The organism is Providencia sp. LY12 (assembly GCF_057621555.1).
The window spans coordinates 3,404,999-3,421,698 of sequence record NZ_CM172594.1 but is presented as its reverse complement, the minus strand read 5'-3'; the positions used below and the strand labels follow the sequence as shown (position 1 = coordinate 3,421,698).

Below are 16,700 nucleotides of genomic sequence, written 5' to 3'. Positions count from 1 at the left end.
AATGAGAATCGGACACGGTTTTGATGTGCATAAGTTTGGTGGTGAAGGCCCTATCGTTATTGGCGGCGTTCGCATTCCTTACGAACAAGGTCTTATCGCACATTCGGATGGTGATGTGGTCTTACACGCGCTGACAGACGCCATTTTAGGTGCTGCGGCACTTGGGGATATCGGAAAATTATTCCCAGATACAGACCCTGCTTATAAAGGTGCAGATAGCCGAGTATTACTCAGAGAAGCCTTTTGCCAAGTACGTAAAAAAGGTTATTTGATTGGCAATATCGACGTCACTATCATGGCACAAGCGCCCAAAATGTTGCCGCATATCCCACAAATGCGCGTGAATATTGCCGAAGATCTCGAATGCCACATGGATGACGTCAATGTGAAAGCAACCACCACAGAACAATTGGGTTTTGTGGGGCGAAAAGAAGGGATTGCTTGCGCCGCTGTGGTTTTACTTATCAAAGATAATAGTAATGAAAGTTATGAATGTTCAGTACCTGCATGGTAAACCCCTCTCTTCAGGGACATTAAAAAGTATTCCTGAAGATTTCGTGGTGAAAGAAGATTTAGGTTTTGAGCTTGATGGCGAAGGCGAGCACGTTATGGTTCGCGTTGAAAAAACAGGCTGTAATACTTTATATGTCGCAGAACAGCTGGCAAAGTTTGCTAAGGTCTCCGCCAGAGCAGTTAGCTACGCGGGATTGAAAGATAGGCATGCGGTGACGGAGCAGTGGTTCTGTCTGCAAATGCCGGGTAAAGACACGCCCGATTTTTCTGCTTGGCAGCTTGAAGGGTGCCGTGTATTAGCGGTCACTCGTCAGAAACGCAAATTACGTATTGGTTCCCTAAAAGGAAATCAATTCGAAGTCACATTGCGGGATATTACGGACACCGATGATGTAGAACAACGCCTACAAAAAGTGGCTGATTTAGGTGTTCCGAACTATTTTGGCGAACAACGTTTTGGTCGGGATGGGCAAAACTTGGTTCAAGCTCGCCGCTGGGCAAATCAAGAAATTACAGTACGTGAACGAAATAAACGCAGTTTTTATCTCTCTGCCGCGCGAAGTGCTATGTTTAATGATATCGCCAGTGCGCGAATTGCAAATCAGACACAGCAACACGCAATGTTGGGGGATGCACTGCAATTAACCGGGCGTGGTAGCTGGTTTGTGGCGACGGCAGAAGAGTTAGACTCTCTGCAAGCGCGTTTACAATCTGCTGAGCTAAGTGTGACAGCGCCGCTTCCCGGGGATGGCGATTTAGGCACCCAAGATGATGCCCTCGCTTTCGAGACTCACTGTTTACAAGATTATCAGCCATTTATGGCACTAATGAAAAGTGAGCGCGTTTCTCCAGCGAGACGAGCTGTACTGGTTAAGCCGCAAAATCTGCAATGGCAGTGGCTAGACTCGTCAACCGTGAAGCTGAGCTTCTTCTTGAATTCAGGCAGCTTTGCCACGAGTGTTGTACGCGAAATTATTAATCAGGATTGTGTGGATGCTGAATATATTATTGAGTAACGATGATGGGGTAATGGCGCCAGGAATACAAACGCTGGCGGCGGCATTACGCCAACATTATCATGTGCAAGTGATTGCGCCCGATCGCAATCGCAGTGGGGCGTCAAACGCACTAACGTTGGATAGACCATTAAAAATCCAAACATTAAGTAATGGTGACCTTGCTGTTCAAGAAGGTACACCGACGGATTGTGTGTATATCGGGGTGAATAAAGTTGTGCGTCCCCGTCCTGATATTGTGGTCTCTGGAATCAACTGTGGTCCAAATCTTGGGGACGATGTGATTTATTCTGGTACCGTTGCAGCGGCGACAGAAGGGCGTCACTTAGGTTTGCCTTCTATTGCGGTTTCATTGGATGGCGATGTGCATTATGAAACGGCGGCCAAGGTAACGTGCGATATCCTCACTATGCTGCAAAAAAATCCATTACGTGCGGGAAATATCTTGAATATCAATGTGCCAGATATTCCTTATGATGAGTTAAAAGGGATTAAAGTTACCCGCTGTGGCAGCCGTCATGCGGCATCTGAAGTTTATAATTTGGAAGATCCTCGCGGTAATATGCTGTATTGGTTAGGACCGGTTGGGGAAATTCGTGATGCAGGTCCGGGCACGGATTTTGAAGCTGTACAAAATGGCTATGTTTCAATAACGCCATTGCAAGTGGATTTAACGTCTTATAAAACTCAGTCAGTATTAGAAGAGTGGCTAGATAAGTCAGGAGTGAAGGCAAAATGAAAATTGGGCTCATGAAAGAACTGCTGGCACAGTTGCGCCAACAGGGAATTCACGATGAGCGCCTATTAGACGCGCTCGCGCTAGTTCCTCGCGAACGGTTTGTTGACGAAGCGCTCTCTCATCAAGCCTACGATAATATCCCATTACCAATTGGTCATGGGCAGACCATTTCACAGCCGTATATTGTTGCAAAAATGACCGCCTTATTGGCGGTTAAACCGACGGACCATGTGCTGGAAATTGGCACGGGATCTGGGTATCAGACGGCGGTTTTGGCTCATCTTTGTGAGCATGTGTATTCAGTCGAAAGAGTCAAAAGCTTGCAGTGGACGGCAAAACGTCGCTTCAAGTTGTTAGATTTACACAATATTTCTACTCGCCACGGTGATGGCTGGGAAGGCTGGCAATCAAAAGGTCCTTTTGATGGGATCATTGTCACTGCCGCACCTAGCGAAATTCCGTCATTGTTACTTAAGCAGTTAAAAGATGGAGGGCGCCTAGTGCTCCCTGTCGGTGACAAAGATCAGGCTCTGAAATTAATTACCCGTCGCGGTAATGACTATCACACTAATGTGATTGAAAAAGTACGTTTTGTCCCTCTTGTTGCCGGTGATTTGAGCTAATAGCCCTTTAAGTTATTTGGAATTAATGGGTTATTTCACTCAAACTGTTAAGTGATAATCTCAATTTGTTATACTTTTGATACATTTAACTTGTCCATTATTTTATATTTCTGCTTTAATAAGCGAAATATTTTAAGATACTAATATTTAATAAGCATTAATTGCATTCTAACCCTTTAGTATCAGGTCAGATTTTTCTTCACGGGAGAAGAAATATGAAAATTGTTAGCCCAATAAACAGAATTCGATGGGCGGTTATCTTTTCATTTAGCGGTGCTTTATTAGCAGGATGCTCAACGCCTTATCATCCCGCAGCACCGATTTCGAGTGTGAATGATGGAGGTTCATCTAGCCAACAATCTGCACCAAGAACGGTGCCTAATCCTCCGTCCAATACTGGAATGAGTACGGCGATGCCTTCAGACAGACCTAATTTGTCGTCTAATAGTTCGATGGGAAATAATACCTCTAGACCTGTTTCAACCAGCAGCGATGGACGTATTGTTTATAATCGAGACTACGGCCGCATTTCTAAAGGCAGTTATAACGGCAACACCTACACCGTTCAGCGCGGCGATACTCTGTTTTATATCGCCTATATAACGGGTAATGATTTCCGTGAGTTAGCATCGAAAAACAATATTTCTGAACCATACAGCTTGGATGTAGGTCAGGTGATAAATATTGGTAATACAAATGTGAGCTCGATCACACAAACGGCGTCAAATAGTCAACAGCGCCCGGTTGATATTCAACCAACTAATGGGTATCCTGAAAATAGTAGCGGGCAGAATTCAGGTAAGATGTTGCCGAATAACAAGAAACCAGCCTCAACGGTTTCAACGACAACAGCGAGCCCAACCACTACGACTGCAACAGCAACAACAGGAAGTAGCACCAACAATTCGTCAATTAAATGGCGTTGGCCTGCTGATGGGAAGATGATTGAAGGCTTCTCTGATGCGCAAGGTGGAAACAAAGGTGTTGATATTGCTGGTTCTCGCGGTCAATCTGTTATTGCAGCTGCTCCTGGTAAAGTCGTCTATGCTGGCAATGCACTGCGCGGATATGGAAATCTCATAATAATAAAACATAACGATGACTACTTAAGTGCCTACGCACATAACGATACGTTACTTGTGCGTGACCAACAGGATGTTGCTGAAGGTCAGAAGATAGCCACTATGGGTAGCACCGGAACAAGTTCTGTTCGTTTGCATTTTGAAATTCGTTATAAGGGAAAATCAGTAAACCCGTTGCGTTATTTACCGCAGCGATAAACTGGGCGGAGTGACACATTCCGTCCTCATTATCTTGGGTCGGAGTCACTGATGAGCCAAAGTTCGCTGAAAGTTAACGAGTTGTATAATGACCTCGATGAAAATGCGATGGATGAAGCATTTGATGAGAGTCAATTCAAAGAAGAGGATCTAGTTTCAGAACTGGATGAAGACACGGAGTTACTCCAAAGCGCGAGTCAACGTGTTTTGGATGCAACCCAAATTTATCTCAGTGAAATTGGATTCTCTCCACTCCTCACCGCAGAGGAAGAAGTTTTCTATGCCCGCAGAGCCCTTCGGGGGGATGTGGCATCGCGTCAGCGCATGATAGAAAGCAACCTTCGCTTAGTGGTAAAAATATCTCGCCGTTATAACAACCGAGGTCTTGCCTTACTCGATCTGATCGAAGAAGGAAATCTTGGGTTGATTCGTGCAGTTGAAAAGTTTGATCCTGAAAAAGGCTTCCGTTTTTCAACATATGCGACTTGGTGGATCCGTCAAACGATTGAACGTGCCATCATGAATCAAACCCGAACAATCCGTCTACCGATTCATATCGTCAAAGAACTCAATATTTACCTTCGTACAGCCCGTGAACTTGCTCAAAAGCTCGATCACGAGCCAAGTCCTGAAGAGATAGCTGAACAATTAGATAAACCTGTTGAAGATGTCAGCCGAATGCTACGTTTAAATGAGCGCATTACATCGGTTGATACGCCTATCGCAGGGGATTCTGAGAAGTCATTGCTGGAAGTATTATCGGATGATAATGATTCAGGGCCTGAAAACACTATCCAAGATAACAACTTAAAAGAGAATATCGTTAAGTGGTTATATGAACTCAATCCTAAGCAACGTGAAGTCTTAGCGCGTCGTTTTGGTTTGTTGGGATATGAAGCGGAAACTCTGGAAGAGGTTGGGCGCGAAATTGGGCTCACTCGTGAAAGAGTTCGTCAAATTCAGGTTGAAGGTTTAAGACGTCTAAAAGATATTTTACAAGGCGAAGATTTAACGCTGGAAGCGTTATTCAATATGTAATCTGCCGTGTTAAAACACATGAAGCCTCTGTTGTCATTGATAACAGAGGCTTTTCTTTTTAGTCGGTGGAGTTAATCAATCGGTACGCCGCTATGGAATTTAAAATCATCATCTGGCGTTGAAATCAACTGCGCTTCAACTCCTCCATAAAAACGTACACGCTCAGTAATATCTGTTTTACTAATCAACTGGGCAAGTTGTAGGTAATCCTGATAATGGCGCGCTTCTGAACGTAGTAATGAGGTATAAAAATTGGCAAGTTGCTCATCCAAGTGTGGCGCTAATTTGGCAAACCGCTCGCAAGAGCGCGCTTCAATGTAAGCTCCAATAATAAGCTTATCCACCAAGGTTTTCGGATCATGAGGATCTAAATGGTTGAATAACCCTTTTGCGTAACGCCCTGCGGTGATGCCATCATACGCAATGTCTCGCTGATACATAATTTCTAGCACTTGGTAAAAATGGTGCAATTCCTCTTTGATTAACAACACCATTTTATCAATCAAATCTTGGCTATACGGAGACTGTTTTTTTGCTAGGATCTGTTTTGAAATTTGGTTCTTATTCTTCAATGTGTGAACATCACCAATGCGATCATATGCAAAGGCTTCATAGGGTTTGAACCACTCTAATAAAATCGCCGCACTTTCTTTATCCACTGCATATTTGCGAATTAAAAACATGGCACTTTGCGCCGCTTTTAATTCACACAGCAGATGATCCTTCAAAATCGTCGGTAAATTTTCAGGCTGACTGGCTTTGTGGATCCACGCATCGGGAGTTTCACACTGCAAAAATTGCTTAATTGGCGCCAATAATTCAGCGTACTCATCCATGCTACTTATCCATTTCCTTTAAACGATATAGCCAATCAAGGGCTTGGCGTGGCGTTAGCTTGTCAGGGTCGATTTCCTCTAAAGCGGCTAATACTGGAGATGGTTCCTCTTCCACACTCCCTAAGAAGCTCAGCTGAGCGCTATCTACATGACTCGCATTGGCATTATTGGAGATAACTTCCAGTTCTTTGAGTTTTTGCTTCGCGCGTTTGATCACCTCTTTTGGGACGCCAGCCAGTGAAGCAACGGCTAAACCGTAACTCTTGCTTGCCGCGCCGTCTTGCACATTATGCATAAAGGCGATGGTATCACCGTGTTCAATCGCATCGAGGTGAATATTGACCGCACCTTCCAGCTTTTCCGGTAAGGTGGTTAATTCAAAATAGTGAGTTGCAAATAAGGTCATTGCTTTGATGCGATTAACTAAGTTTTCAGCACATGCCCACGCTAAAGAAAGCCCATCATAGGTAGATGTACCGCGACCAATTTCATCCATCAATACTAAGCTGTGTTCAGTGGCATTGTGCAGAATATTCGCCGTTTCGGTCATCTCTACCATAAAGGTTGAACGCCCAGATGCGAGGTCATCAGAGGCTCCGACGCGTGTGAAAATACGGTCAATTGGCCCAATGACGGCTTTACTGGCTGGCACAAAACTGCCGATATAGGCCAGTAAGGTGATCAGTGCAGTCTGGCGCATATAGGTACTTTTACCGCCCATATTGGGACCAGTAATGATCAGCAAGCGGCGTTGGGGAGAAAGGGATAGCGGGTTAGAAATAAAAGGCTCACTAAGCACTTGCTCGACAACCGGATGACGACCTTCAGTAATTTGAATGCCAGGTTTATCTGTTAATTGAGGACAGGTATATCCAAGGGTGTCTGCACGCTCCGCGAGGGTGGATAGAACATCCAATTCAGCCAGCGCTTCGGCACTGGTTTGTAACGCGGCTAAATGTGGCAGCAGCATATCAAACAGTTCATCATACAAGGCTTTTTCGATAGCTAGCGCTTTGCCTTTTGATGTCAGGACTTTATCTTCATACTCTTTCAATTCAGGGATAATGTAGCGCTCCGCGTTTTTCAGCGTTTGGCGACGAACATAATGAATTGGCGTGAGGTGGCTTTGTCCACGACTTACTTGAATGTAGTAACCGTGTACCGCGTTATAGCCCACTTTTAGGGTATCGATACCCAGTTTTTCACGCTCACGAATTTCTAAACGGTCGAGGTAATCTGTTGCACCGTCTGCCAGCGCTCGCCATTCATCGAGTTCGCCGTTGTAACCTGGGGCAATGACACCGCCATCACGAACTAAAACCGGAGGGGCATCAACAATTGCTTTTTCGAGCAAGCTTTGAAGCTCATCGAATTGACCAATACGTTGCGTTAACGCACCGAGGTAGCCGCAATCGGATTGCGCCAGAATTTGGTGAATATCATGATATTGCTGGAATGCATGGCGCATACGCGTTAAGTCACGAGGACGCGCTGAGCGTAATGCGAGGCGAGCGAGCACGCGTTCTAAATCACCAATTTGGCGAAGGAACGGCTGTAACTCAAAGCCGTATTGTTGCAGTGCGCCAATGGCTTGCTGGCGGTTATTCAACACAGTGAGGTTACGCAATGGGGTATGAAGCCAGCGTTTTAGCATACGGCTCCCCATTGGGGTGACACACTTGTCCAAAATCGCGGCAAGGGTATTTTCGGTTCCCCCCGCAAGGTTTTGAGTTAGTTCTAAATTTCGGCGAGTTGCGGCATCTAAAATCACATTATCTTGTTGTTTTTCCATGATAATGCTACGAATGTGCGGCAGTGCAGTTCGCTGAGTATCTTTCACATATTGCAGCAAACAACCCGCAGCCCGTAAGGCTTTATGCGCATTTTCGACGCCAAATCCGATTAAGTCTTTGGTACCAAATTGCAGGTTTAATTGCTGTTTTGCAGTGTCTAATTCATATTCCCATAATGGGCGACGGCGTAAGCCTTTATTAAGTTCAATCAATGACATGCTAGCGAAATCTTCAGGATAAAGTAATTCAGCTGGACGGGTACGCTGAAGCTCGGCTTTTAATGACTCTTCATCATCAATTTCACTGATGATAAAACGACCCGATGTGATATCTAAGGTCGCAAAGCCATACCCTTGGGACTCTTGCCATACCGCTGCCAGTAAGTTGTCTTGGCGTTCATTAAGTAAGGCTTCATCGGTGATGGTACCCGGTGTCACAATGCGCACTACTTGGCGCTCAACAGGACCTTTGCTGGTGGCAGGATCACCAATTTGCTCACAAATGGCGACAGATTCTCCCATCTGTACCAATCGCGCTAAATAGTTTTCGGCTGCATGGTGAGGAACGCCCGCCATCGGGATAGGTTGACCGGCAGATTGACCACGCTTAGTGAGAGAGATATCCAGTAACTGAGAGGCTTTTTTAGCATCATCAAAGAACAGTTCGTAAAAATCCCCCATACGATAAAACAGCAAAATATCGGGATGTTGTGCTTTGAGTTTTAAGTACTGCTGCATCATTGGTGTGTGGGATTCGAAATTTTGGCTGTCAGTCATAAGGTTGTCTATATTAACTTATTGAATTAACTTGATTCTATGTTTTTTCATTGTCTCATAAGATCTCATTATATCTTATAAAATACCACAGAATCCCATATATAAGTGTAGGTTAAAGTGTAGGTTGTTAGTGGTGATATGGTATAATGGGCATAACAAAACTGATAACCTACACTTTTCACTAAAAATCTTTAATTATCTTATAGTCAGCGCTAAACAAGGTGATACCTATGAGCCAAAAAACACCAGCGAAGCCCTTATCAGCAAAAGCCATTGAGGCGATGAAGCCTAACTGTCATGTTAGGACTGATACAGGCGAAAACACAGGTTTACGAGTATCTTGTGGTGCGACGGGTATTAAGACATTTATTTATCGATATAGTAGCCCAGTTACACATAAACTTGTACAGATAAAAATTGGTAATTTTCCTCAAATATCGTTGAGTGAAGCGAGAGTTAAGCTACAAGAATTAAAACAATTACGTCAATTAGGACGATGTCCCGCGACAGAGCTAAAAGAAGAAAAACAGCATAAAAAGCAGAAACAACTACAGCCTCAAGAAACAAAGCTAACGGTAAAGGCGCTTATCGAGCTCTACCTTGTTGAACGTATCGAAGATCGCAAGGGAAAAGACGGTAAAATCATTGCAGGAGCAAGAAAGAAGAAAGGGCAAATAGAAGTCCGTCGTATGCTTGAAGCGGATGTTATTCGCGTTTTAGGTGAACGAATGGCACATGAAGTGACCCGAAAAGATGTCATTGAACTTGTACGTGAAATTGATGGGCGAGGTGCTAAGGTTCAAGCGGGTAATGTATTACGTGAATTGTCAGCAGCCTATGAGTTTGCAATTGGTCTCGAGTATTTTGATGATAATTTCGCTAATCCAGCATTATTGGCGAAATCGAGTTTGCAGCAAGCTAAGTTTAAACTAACAAGTAATAAAGGCACTCGTTATCTAGATGATAATGAACTCAAGAAATTTTTAGCATGGTTGCCTAGTTCAGCTTACACCAATGTTGTGAAAAATGTTTTCCGTCTGACGCTTTGGACGGGCTGCCGAACTGGTGAAGTGTGCGCAATGGCTTGGGATGATGTGGATCTTGAAAAAGGAACTATTCATTTGAAAGAAACCAAGACAGGAATTGAACGATACGTGCAATTACCTGAGCAAGCAGTCATCTACTTGAAATCAATGCGCATGAACTCCGATAAATATCTTTTCCCATCTCAAGTAACCAAGTTGCCGATTCAACAAAAATATCTAACAGAATGTGCGTGGCGTTTACGCAAAGAAGGCAAGATGCTAGATATCCCTGATTGGTCGCCTCATGATTTGCGTCGAACAGTACGTACTGGGTTGGCTAAATTGGGCTGCCCTAATGAAGTGGGCGAGGCGATACTTGGGCATTCACGTAGTGGTATCGAAGGTACGTATGATTTATATCGTTATGAGAGTGAATGTAAGGTATGGTTGCAGAAATGGGCAGACCATATGGGGTGTTTCTTAATACGTTAAAATATGTTTTATCAATTACATTGCTTATAAAGGCGATATTGATTTGCATTAAAAATTAGCGGAATGGGCGGATTTTTGCTACTGTCATAATCTTCATTCAGCTTATTCCGGCAAAGCACTTTATTAAGTATAAAAAATAAACGTGGTTTGTAAGGCTAAATAAAAGTTAAGATTCTGAGTGGCATGCGAATAAAATTAGAAAAGCCCGCTGATTTTAAGCGAGCTTTAGAGTATAAATATGGTATAGGTAATGTAGTATCTATAAATTACATGTGTAAAAAGTTAAGCTCAAAATATTGGAGTTTACATTCATTTTTTATCCATGAACAATTGGTTTTGGAAGTGAGCCCTCATTAGGATATAGTTCTACATACTCATTCCAAATACCTTCACACTTATCATTTACTAAACAAGATTTACATTTTTCATACTTAGAATGAGCTTCTTTTGACAACTCTAAATAATCAAGTAGGTTGCCATCTTGATCATAACCAACGGCACCAATAAAACGGGTGTCATTTATATTTGAAATGTATTTTCGGTACTCGCTATCAAAAACACACAGTGGCAGTGCTTCTGGAAGTGGTTTAATACCTTTACTTATAAAGTAATACATAGCAGCATTGATATAAGGTTTAACATCAGTGTATGTTGGTGTTATTGCCTTATCAAAGGCATCTCCCATAGGGTGTGGGAAAGTCAAGTTAAACTCTGTAACACCGAGTTCTTCATGAGCAAATTTGTATGTGTCAACCAAGTATTTATAATTGAGTTTACTGATTACTGTCTGAACAGCAATTTGAACTGCATTGACTTTATTAACTAACTGCTTAAATGTAGAAACCGTTTCATCAAAGCTCCCTTGGACACCTGTGATTTTATCATGAATATCTGAATTATGGCCATGTAAAGCGATTAAATAATAATCTACAACTCCGATTGTCGATTCCAGTTTATCTGTATCTGAAAGTTTGCGTCCATTAGTTTGAAGATGGACTTCTCGGATATTACCTAGCTTTTTGTGAAGCTCAATATATTGCATGATCTCAATAAAGTCTCTCCGCATTGAAATTTCCCCACCTGTTAAAGTAAGGTCAATAGTTTTGTACAAATTAATGAACTCATTGAGTTTATTTTTAATTTTCTTCAAAGAAAGATTTTTATCTCTCACATCATTTGCAGCACAGCAATGAACGCATTTGTTGTTACAGGTTGAGCCGACCTTCAAATCAATTAATTTATACATAATTTCTTTGTTTACCTTAATGTGATAGCCATTTCTTGAAATTTGAAAATCTATAGTGTGATTGATTGTTTTTTATAACCGATAAAGTTTTTCGCGCTATAAACAAAGACTTTTTACAAGTAGGTGAGCAAGGAATATGTGATATGAGTGAACAACCTTGATAATATAGTTTAGGGTTGATCAGTTGAAAGTCATTCTCAAAACTCCAGTTATAGACTATGTTTTCTTCATATAAATCAATATTGTTTTCTCCTATTTTACTTATGTTTTTTATACAACAACGTGGATAACCTAATAATTCACCTAATTCTTCAGTATGATCTTGGTTACTTTGATCGATTTGAATTAAGTGTTCTATATTATTTAGCCTGCTGATAAAAACAAATCCATCATTATCTATTTTTGAAAAATATTTAAACTCTATTGCCCATAGATAGAGTTTAAATGCTCTCACGTCATCTAATACACCTATCCTAATAGCAGGTTTTATATCCGAAATAAATAATAAAAGGTCTACATAAGCTGATTTAGGAAGGTCAGAAGGTGATGATGCAAATGCCTCTAAATTAAAATTTTCCATTATTTTCTTAACCATATCATGTGACGCTGTGATTTTTTCTCTTTTACTTCAAGTTCAAAGAAACCTGCTTTAAGTGCTGAATGCATTGAAGCTATATTATTTTTTCTCATAACAGCTTCAATAATGTTATGATGGGAATACTTACAAGCTAAGTAAAATATGTATTTGCCTATTCCTAATCCTTGATGAGCTTTATTTAATTGAACATCTATACTTGCCCTATTATCATTATGATAAATAGTTACTTTTCCTGCTTTAACACCATTGTAATAGACATTCCATCGTTGCTTTTTAAATGTATTACAACTTGTTATTTCTAGATCTAAATTTGTAGGGACATTAAACGTATTTTCATAATGGGATTTTTCTGAGTATAACTTTTTATAAAGTTCTCTTAAATCAATACCACATTTAATCAATGATTTTAATAAATATTGTGTAACAGGTTTCCAAAACTCTACGGGATAAAATGATGGAGATATACCAATGGATGTATGTCTGATTTTTTTAGCTAGGTTATGGATGGTTATTAAATTAATTAGATTATCTATATCTGAAATTTGAGAGAAAATTTCATTGTCATAGTATGCACCTTCATTTTCCCAATCGGAATCACCATTATATCTATTATTTAATGAATCCATATCTATATGTAGCAATATATTTTTTTTCTCTTTAGAAAATTCAATTACATCATAAAGAGAGTTTGATTCGATATAATTTGATTTTTTCTTATTAACTGAATTAGTAATTAGGCTACATAGTTTAAGTTCTTTATTATCAAATAAATTGTCAATTAAAAAATCTGGCTTTAAATAGTAGAATTTATTTTCACTAACAGAAGGGTTGTAATGCGCAATATTAATGTGTGGATTGTCGTGTAGAAGTGGTGTAACCATGCTACCAATACCTATAGCTCCACTTTGTATAGATGCAAGAATACTTTTAGGTTCGGAAAATTTAACTTGTTTATTTGTCAATAAATCTTTCCATATACCAGCTCGAATCTCGGATAATCGCGTATCCATTAAATCTCTGTGACTATCTAAATGTAGTAATACAGTATCATTTTTATCTATTTTTGATTTTGAATATAGGCAACTCCAACCATATGGAATAAATGACTCTGCTAAACAAAATAAATAATTATCACCTTTCAGATAGAAATCTATGCTATTAGATTCAGGTAAATTCAGCCAGTCTAGCCCTATTTTAATATTATCACAATGATTAAATGACTTTTTAGATAAATATATTAACCAGTAGTCCCCATCGGATTTAATCATATTGATATCATGATCTAAAAAATATGAATATAATTTTTCGTAGATATCTTGCTCATTACTAGGCAAGTTTTTTTTATGTATTCTTATCATTTTATTATACAATTAGACTAATTTTTTACCAATGCTTCTATTAGTTTATTTCTTGCATGTTGGATTAATAATTTCATTTCATTGCAATAAATTGAAGGATTATTAAATCTATTATTTGAGCTATATCTATGAGGTAAGCATCCACCTTTGCAGTACTTAATTTCATCACAAGCTTGGCATTGATTAGGCAGATTTTTTTCTTCTAAAAGAAAATTATACTCAATAAATGAACTAGAGTTCATAACATCTTCAATTGAAGAGGTAGATAAATGCAAGTTAGTCATAGATGCTCCTTCATAAGTTGTTTTAAGTATATCTGAAGTGTGATAGCTACCATCAGTTTCGATAGTTAAGTATGACAACTCTCCTCCACCAAATACATCTGAGGATATATTTAACCCTGATAGTGATTCTAATATATTTTCAAAAATTCTTACTGTGATGTTTTGATACTCAGTAAACCATATATCAAATGCTTTAATTAACCAGTTAGTATAAATATCCATATCTAAATATTTATCTTTTGGAGTGCAGTCATGATTACCATCAGGCAATAAAAAATCAGTTACTTGAATTTGACTCTCTTGGAGAAATTTAAATAGCTCTCGTGGTGGAACTCTAGGGTTAATTACAGAAATAGTCCCCGAAAAAAGATCAGGATATTTCTTTATTTCTTTAATTCCTTTGATAACCCGTTCCCAAGAACCAACGCCTTTTTTATCAATCCGATAAATATCATGATATTTTTGAGGCCCGTCAATACTAACAGAAACACCAACATTAAATTCTTTAAATAATCTCGAATATTGCTTAGTTAGCAGTGTGCCGTTAGTCTGAACAGAGAAATCAAGTTTAACAATACTTGACAATTTCGAGCTTATTAATTTAAGAATATCAGAAAATCGTTTGTGCCCCATTAATAGGGGTTCTCCACCATGAAATACTATTAATATTTCATCAAGGTTATATTTACTTTGATACTCTTCTAAACGTTTAATTAAAAGATTTATAGTATCAAAGGACATTAGGTTTGGTAGGTAATGAGATGTTTTATCAACATGATTGAAGACATAACAATATTCGCAATTTAAATTGCAATTAGATGATATGCGAACAAAGAAAGTATTAACCATTCTAGTAGTACCAAAATAAAAAGAACATAACTTAAAAAGAGCATCATTTAGATGCTCATTAATAAAGCATGAAATTACATAAGATTAATTACGAACGATTATGGCGATTGTGCATACGGCTGTAACCAGCCATTAAGTTGCCAGATTGGTTTTTAAGTTTTTGAGCTAAACGAGAAATGATCTCGTTTGTATTTTTTTTAGCAACTTGAGTGATGTATTCTGCTTTGATTTCACTTAAAATCAACATTTTTAACTCCTAAATAACAAGTTATCTTTAGTGTTATTGGATTATCTCATAATTAAATCAAATTTAAATGATTCCCATCAAATAAGGTGGTACTTCTAGTTAATACTGTTTTGTATTTCTGAAACTTATTGTTAATTTATCGATTATATAGTGTAGTATTGTATACTCCATCCATTGCATCTTCAGCTCCTATACCACATTGAGCCGCGCAGCCAAAATTTGTTTTGATTGCGATTTTGCCTGCTTTATCTTTAGAAAATTCCATTTTGCAATATTGTTCACCAAAATCATTATCTGTACTGACTAAAGCTGTAGCATTCCATGTATCTGAAGATGAGTCTCTTTCTGTGATATAGGCAGTGCCTTCAGCATCACAGACATACATATCAATATTGGCATTAATCTGGAAATCGAACTTTGCCGCATCGTTTTGACTTGGTGTGATTTCTAGTATTCCATGTTTGCTTTTGTATACTGCGAGATTTTGGAAAGGTGAGTTTGCTGCCTGTACAGTTGATAGAAAAATGGTTGCAGTAGCAATTACGAGTGATAAATATTTCATATTATTCCTCAAATTTTAATGTTGTTATACAAGGTGTATTTATGCCTTGAAGATTATGATTATTAAACCTGACTTTTCCAATAAATCAAATATCGCAAATAATCCCCGCCATCCTCTTGTAGCCCATGCATCAACGGTTTCATGCTTCTATGGGGTAAATCAGGCCACTCACCAATCCCTCTTGGCTGATGAATATTTTCCTCACTTAGGCTTTCCCATCCTGCTTCATTTGGCACCCATAAACCTTGCCATTCTTCCTGTGCTATGTGGGGCAGCTTCCAGCAGGGTTGATAACTAATGCGCCCATGTTGCCGTAACACATCCAATGGGGTTTCAGGGCGTAAGGTGGCTAGAAAACGGTAAGAACTGGCATTGTTACGGAGCGTATCTTGATAAATGTCATCACTATGAGTATCAATCAGGTATTCAAACGGTGAGACAGATTTCAAGATATTGGTTGTACCACCTTCGATCTCGATTTCTTCAACCCAGACCACAATACGCTGCCAGACGATAGCTTGAATCAAGCAACGATATTCTAGGGATTGTGTATCCATTGGTAATTCAATGAATAATGGGGTTTGTGCTGTCTCAATAGGTGCTGCAAAGGCGGATGCATCAAAAGAGCGGTAGTGAGTTGGGTATCCGAGCACTTCACGATAATCATACTGATTCAAGGGGGTAATCACACCCAAATACTCCAATTGATGAATAATGCGCTCAGCGCGGTGAAATCCTATCCGAAAATGGTGCTGTAAACGTCTCGGTGACGCTCTGTTAATGAGAGTGACATAATCAATAGCTTTAGCCGTTAATGGGTCATAGCTGCTGTCTAACGTGTTGTGGTGAGATAACTGCATAGTGCCTCTGAGTCAGTGACGAAAATACAGTTATTAAAATAACAAAAGATATCAAAAGATACTAATCTAATTCTTCCTGTTTCATTGTGAGTGCATTTTTTAATAACACTTTTCTTTTCTCAACTGACAGTGATTTATAGATTTCAAGTAAAAGGTTAAGATCTGCACTTTCAGAAGATAGCGTGTTTTGCTTGATGAGCTCTTTTTCATCTGTGTTTAGGATCACCTTAAATGCATCAATATGATAGAGGTCGCCACGCTTATTAGGGTTCTTCTTGCGAAAGTGGGGATGAAGAGCTGTGATTGACTCTAGACGGACTCTAACGCCTTTCGCGGTGGTAGGGATATCCATCTCTTTATATTCAGGGTAACGTGTTGGATCGTCAGCTTTTTCTTTTCCTATAGCAGCTAGCTCTCCACTGGTAAACCAGAGCTTGGGCGCATTATCCATTTCAGTTAGTTGTTTTTTATCAGTCATGATTTTTATAAATTCCATACATATCAAAAGGATAAAATAACCGCACTAGAAAGATGTTAAAATCATAAAGATATCTATTGATAATTC

The 16,700-nt window shown here is 39.6% G+C and carries 17 protein-coding genes; 7 read left to right on the top strand and 10 right to left on the bottom strand.

Annotated features, from left to right (window positions below; genetic code table 11):
- The first annotated feature begins 1 nt into the window (after position 1).
- The 6 genes from ispF (at position 2) to rpoS (ending at position 5,209) form a co-directional block, all read left to right on the top strand.
- Positions 2–514 carry a 2-C-methyl-D-erythritol 2,4-cyclodiphosphate synthase gene (ispF, locus tag ACY3ZI_RS16335; RefSeq protein WP_108478380.1) on the top strand — a complete coding sequence of 171 codons (513 nt, stop codon included), beginning with the start codon at positions 2–4 and terminating at the stop codon, positions 512–514.
- Entirely contained in the window at positions 480–1,529 is a 1,050-nt protein-coding gene (truD, locus tag ACY3ZI_RS16330) for a tRNA pseudouridine(13) synthase TruD (protein WP_211887710.1), read from the top strand. The genes ispF and truD overlap by 35 nt, the downstream gene beginning before the upstream one ends.
- Positions 1,507–2,268 carry a 5'/3'-nucleotidase SurE gene (surE, locus tag ACY3ZI_RS16325; protein ID WP_211887711.1) on the top strand — a complete coding sequence of 254 codons (762 nt, stop codon included), beginning with the start codon at positions 1,507–1,509 and terminating at the stop codon, positions 2,266–2,268. The genes truD and surE overlap by 23 nt, the downstream gene beginning before the upstream one ends.
- The gene (locus ACY3ZI_RS16320) at positions 2,265–2,891 is read left to right on the top strand and encodes a protein-L-isoaspartate(D-aspartate) O-methyltransferase (protein WP_036955749.1); all 627 of its coding nucleotides are present in this window, start codon (positions 2,265–2,267) and stop codon (positions 2,889–2,891) included. Before surE ends, ACY3ZI_RS16320 begins: the two co-directional genes overlap by 4 nt.
- A gap of 215 nt (positions 2,892–3,106) precedes the next feature.
- Complete coding sequence (gene nlpD / locus ACY3ZI_RS16315) at positions 3,107–4,171, top strand: murein hydrolase activator NlpD (RefSeq protein ID WP_108478378.1); 1,065 nt, start codon at positions 3,107–3,109, stop codon at positions 4,169–4,171.
- A 51-nt stretch (positions 4,172–4,222) separates the two neighbouring features.
- Positions 4,223–5,209 (top strand): RNA polymerase sigma factor RpoS, encoded by a 987-nt coding sequence (gene rpoS, locus ACY3ZI_RS16310; protein WP_108478377.1) that lies wholly within the window; start codon positions 4,223–4,225, stop codon positions 5,207–5,209.
- A 71-nt stretch (positions 5,210–5,280) separates the two neighbouring features.
- Here the strand turns inward: rpoS and miaE are convergent, their stop codons facing one another.
- Entirely contained in the window at positions 5,281–6,045 is a 765-nt protein-coding gene (gene miaE, locus ACY3ZI_RS16305) for a tRNA isopentenyl-2-thiomethyl-A-37 hydroxylase MiaE (protein ID WP_211887712.1), read from the bottom strand.
- A 1-nt stretch (position 6,046) separates the two neighbouring features.
- Entirely contained in the window at positions 6,047–8,614 is a 2,568-nt protein-coding gene (gene mutS, locus ACY3ZI_RS16300; RefSeq protein WP_487375526.1) for a DNA mismatch repair protein MutS, read from the bottom strand.
- A 230-nt stretch (positions 8,615–8,844) separates the two neighbouring features.
- Between mutS and ACY3ZI_RS16295 the strand changes: the two genes are divergently transcribed.
- The gene (locus ACY3ZI_RS16295; protein WP_487375525.1) at positions 8,845–10,131 is read left to right on the top strand and encodes a tyrosine-type recombinase/integrase; all 1,287 of its coding nucleotides are present in this window, start codon (positions 8,845–8,847) and stop codon (positions 10,129–10,131) included.
- 316 nt (positions 10,132–10,447) lie between these two features.
- On the opposite strand, the gene ACY3ZI_RS16290 is transcribed toward ACY3ZI_RS16295, so the two are convergent.
- From ACY3ZI_RS16290 to ACY3ZI_RS16255, 8 genes are all read right to left on the bottom strand, one after another.
- On the bottom strand, positions 10,448–11,377 hold the full coding sequence (locus tag ACY3ZI_RS16290; protein ID WP_487375524.1) for a radical SAM protein: 930 nt from the start codon (positions 11,375–11,377) through the stop codon (positions 10,448–10,450).
- A gap of 16 nt (positions 11,378–11,393) precedes the next feature.
- Positions 11,394–11,957: a DUF483 domain-containing protein gene (locus tag ACY3ZI_RS16285; RefSeq protein ID WP_487375523.1), complete on the bottom strand. Its 564-nt coding sequence runs from the start codon at positions 11,955–11,957 to the stop codon at positions 11,394–11,396.
- Positions 11,957–13,243 carry a GNAT family N-acetyltransferase gene (locus ACY3ZI_RS16280; RefSeq protein ID WP_487375522.1) on the bottom strand — a complete coding sequence of 429 codons (1,287 nt, stop codon included), beginning with the start codon at positions 13,241–13,243 and terminating at the stop codon, positions 11,957–11,959. Before ACY3ZI_RS16280 ends, ACY3ZI_RS16285 begins: the two co-directional genes overlap by 1 nt.
- A gap of 107 nt (positions 13,244–13,350) precedes the next feature.
- Positions 13,351–14,466, bottom strand: a complete 1,116-nt coding sequence (locus ACY3ZI_RS16275) for a radical SAM protein (RefSeq protein WP_487375521.1) — start codon at positions 14,464–14,466, stop codon at positions 13,351–13,353.
- An 88-nt stretch (positions 14,467–14,554) separates the two neighbouring features.
- Complete coding sequence (gene yhhA / locus ACY3ZI_RS16270) at positions 14,555–14,713, bottom strand: YhhA family cyclophane-containing RiPP (RefSeq protein ID WP_487375520.1); 159 nt, start codon at positions 14,711–14,713, stop codon at positions 14,555–14,557.
- Positions 14,714–14,849: 136 nt separating this feature from the next.
- Positions 14,850–15,275 carry a hypothetical protein gene (locus ACY3ZI_RS16265; RefSeq protein ID WP_487375519.1) on the bottom strand — a complete coding sequence of 142 codons (426 nt, stop codon included), beginning with the start codon at positions 15,273–15,275 and terminating at the stop codon, positions 14,850–14,852.
- 62 nt (positions 15,276–15,337) lie between these two features.
- Entirely contained in the window at positions 15,338–16,135 is a 798-nt protein-coding gene (locus ACY3ZI_RS16260; protein WP_487375518.1) for a DNA translocase FtsK, read from the bottom strand.
- A gap of 61 nt (positions 16,136–16,196) precedes the next feature.
- Positions 16,197–16,613: a hypothetical protein gene (locus ACY3ZI_RS16255; protein WP_004910574.1), complete on the bottom strand. Its 417-nt coding sequence runs from the start codon at positions 16,611–16,613 to the stop codon at positions 16,197–16,199.
- Positions 16,614–16,700 lie beyond the last annotated feature (87 nt).

Excerpts from the sequence above, each read along its gene's own strand:
- truD (WP_211887710.1), top strand. The coding sequence starts at position 480 with ATGAAAGTTATGAATGTTCAGTACCTGCATGGTAAACCCCTCTCTTCA.
- yhhA (WP_487375520.1), bottom strand. The coding sequence starts at position 14,713 with ATGTTGATTTTAAGTGAAATCAAAGCAGAATACATCACTCAAGTTGCT.
- ACY3ZI_RS16285 (WP_487375523.1), bottom strand. The coding sequence starts at position 11,957 with ATGGAAAATTTTAATTTAGAGGCATTTGCATCATCACCTTCTGACCTT.
- ACY3ZI_RS16265 (WP_487375519.1), bottom strand. The coding sequence starts at position 15,275 with ATGAAATATTTATCACTCGTAATTGCTACTGCAACCATTTTTCTATCA.
- ACY3ZI_RS16320 (WP_036955749.1), top strand. The coding sequence starts at position 2,265 with ATGAAAATTGGGCTCATGAAAGAACTGCTGGCACAGTTGCGCCAACAG.
- ACY3ZI_RS16290 (WP_487375524.1), bottom strand. The coding sequence starts at position 11,377 with ATGTATAAATTAATTGATTTGAAGGTCGGCTCAACCTGTAACAACAAA.
- ACY3ZI_RS16295 (WP_487375525.1), top strand. The coding sequence starts at position 8,845 with ATGAGCCAAAAAACACCAGCGAAGCCCTTATCAGCAAAAGCCATTGAG.
- miaE (WP_211887712.1), bottom strand. The coding sequence starts at position 6,045 with ATGGATGAGTACGCTGAATTATTGGCGCCAATTAAGCAATTTTTGCAG.
- nlpD (WP_108478378.1), top strand. The coding sequence starts at position 3,107 with ATGAAAATTGTTAGCCCAATAAACAGAATTCGATGGGCGGTTATCTTT.
- rpoS (WP_108478377.1), top strand. The coding sequence starts at position 4,223 with ATGAGCCAAAGTTCGCTGAAAGTTAACGAGTTGTATAATGACCTCGAT.
- ACY3ZI_RS16280 (WP_487375522.1), bottom strand. The coding sequence starts at position 13,243 with ATGATTAAATCCGATGGGGACTACTGGTTAATATATTTATCTAAAAAG.
- ACY3ZI_RS16260 (WP_487375518.1), bottom strand. The coding sequence starts at position 16,135 with ATGCAGTTATCTCACCACAACACGTTAGACAGCAGCTATGACCCATTA.
- surE (WP_211887711.1), top strand. The coding sequence starts at position 1,507 with ATGCTGAATATATTATTGAGTAACGATGATGGGGTAATGGCGCCAGGA.
- ACY3ZI_RS16255 (WP_004910574.1), bottom strand. The coding sequence starts at position 16,613 with ATGACTGATAAAAAACAACTAACTGAAATGGATAATGCGCCCAAGCTC.
- ispF (WP_108478380.1), top strand. The coding sequence starts at position 2 with ATGAGAATCGGACACGGTTTTGATGTGCATAAGTTTGGTGGTGAAGGC.
- ACY3ZI_RS16275 (WP_487375521.1), bottom strand. The coding sequence starts at position 14,466 with ATGGTTAATACTTTCTTTGTTCGCATATCATCTAATTGCAATTTAAAT.
- mutS (WP_487375526.1), bottom strand. The coding sequence starts at position 8,614 with ATGACTGACAGCCAAAATTTCGAATCCCACACACCAATGATGCAGCAG.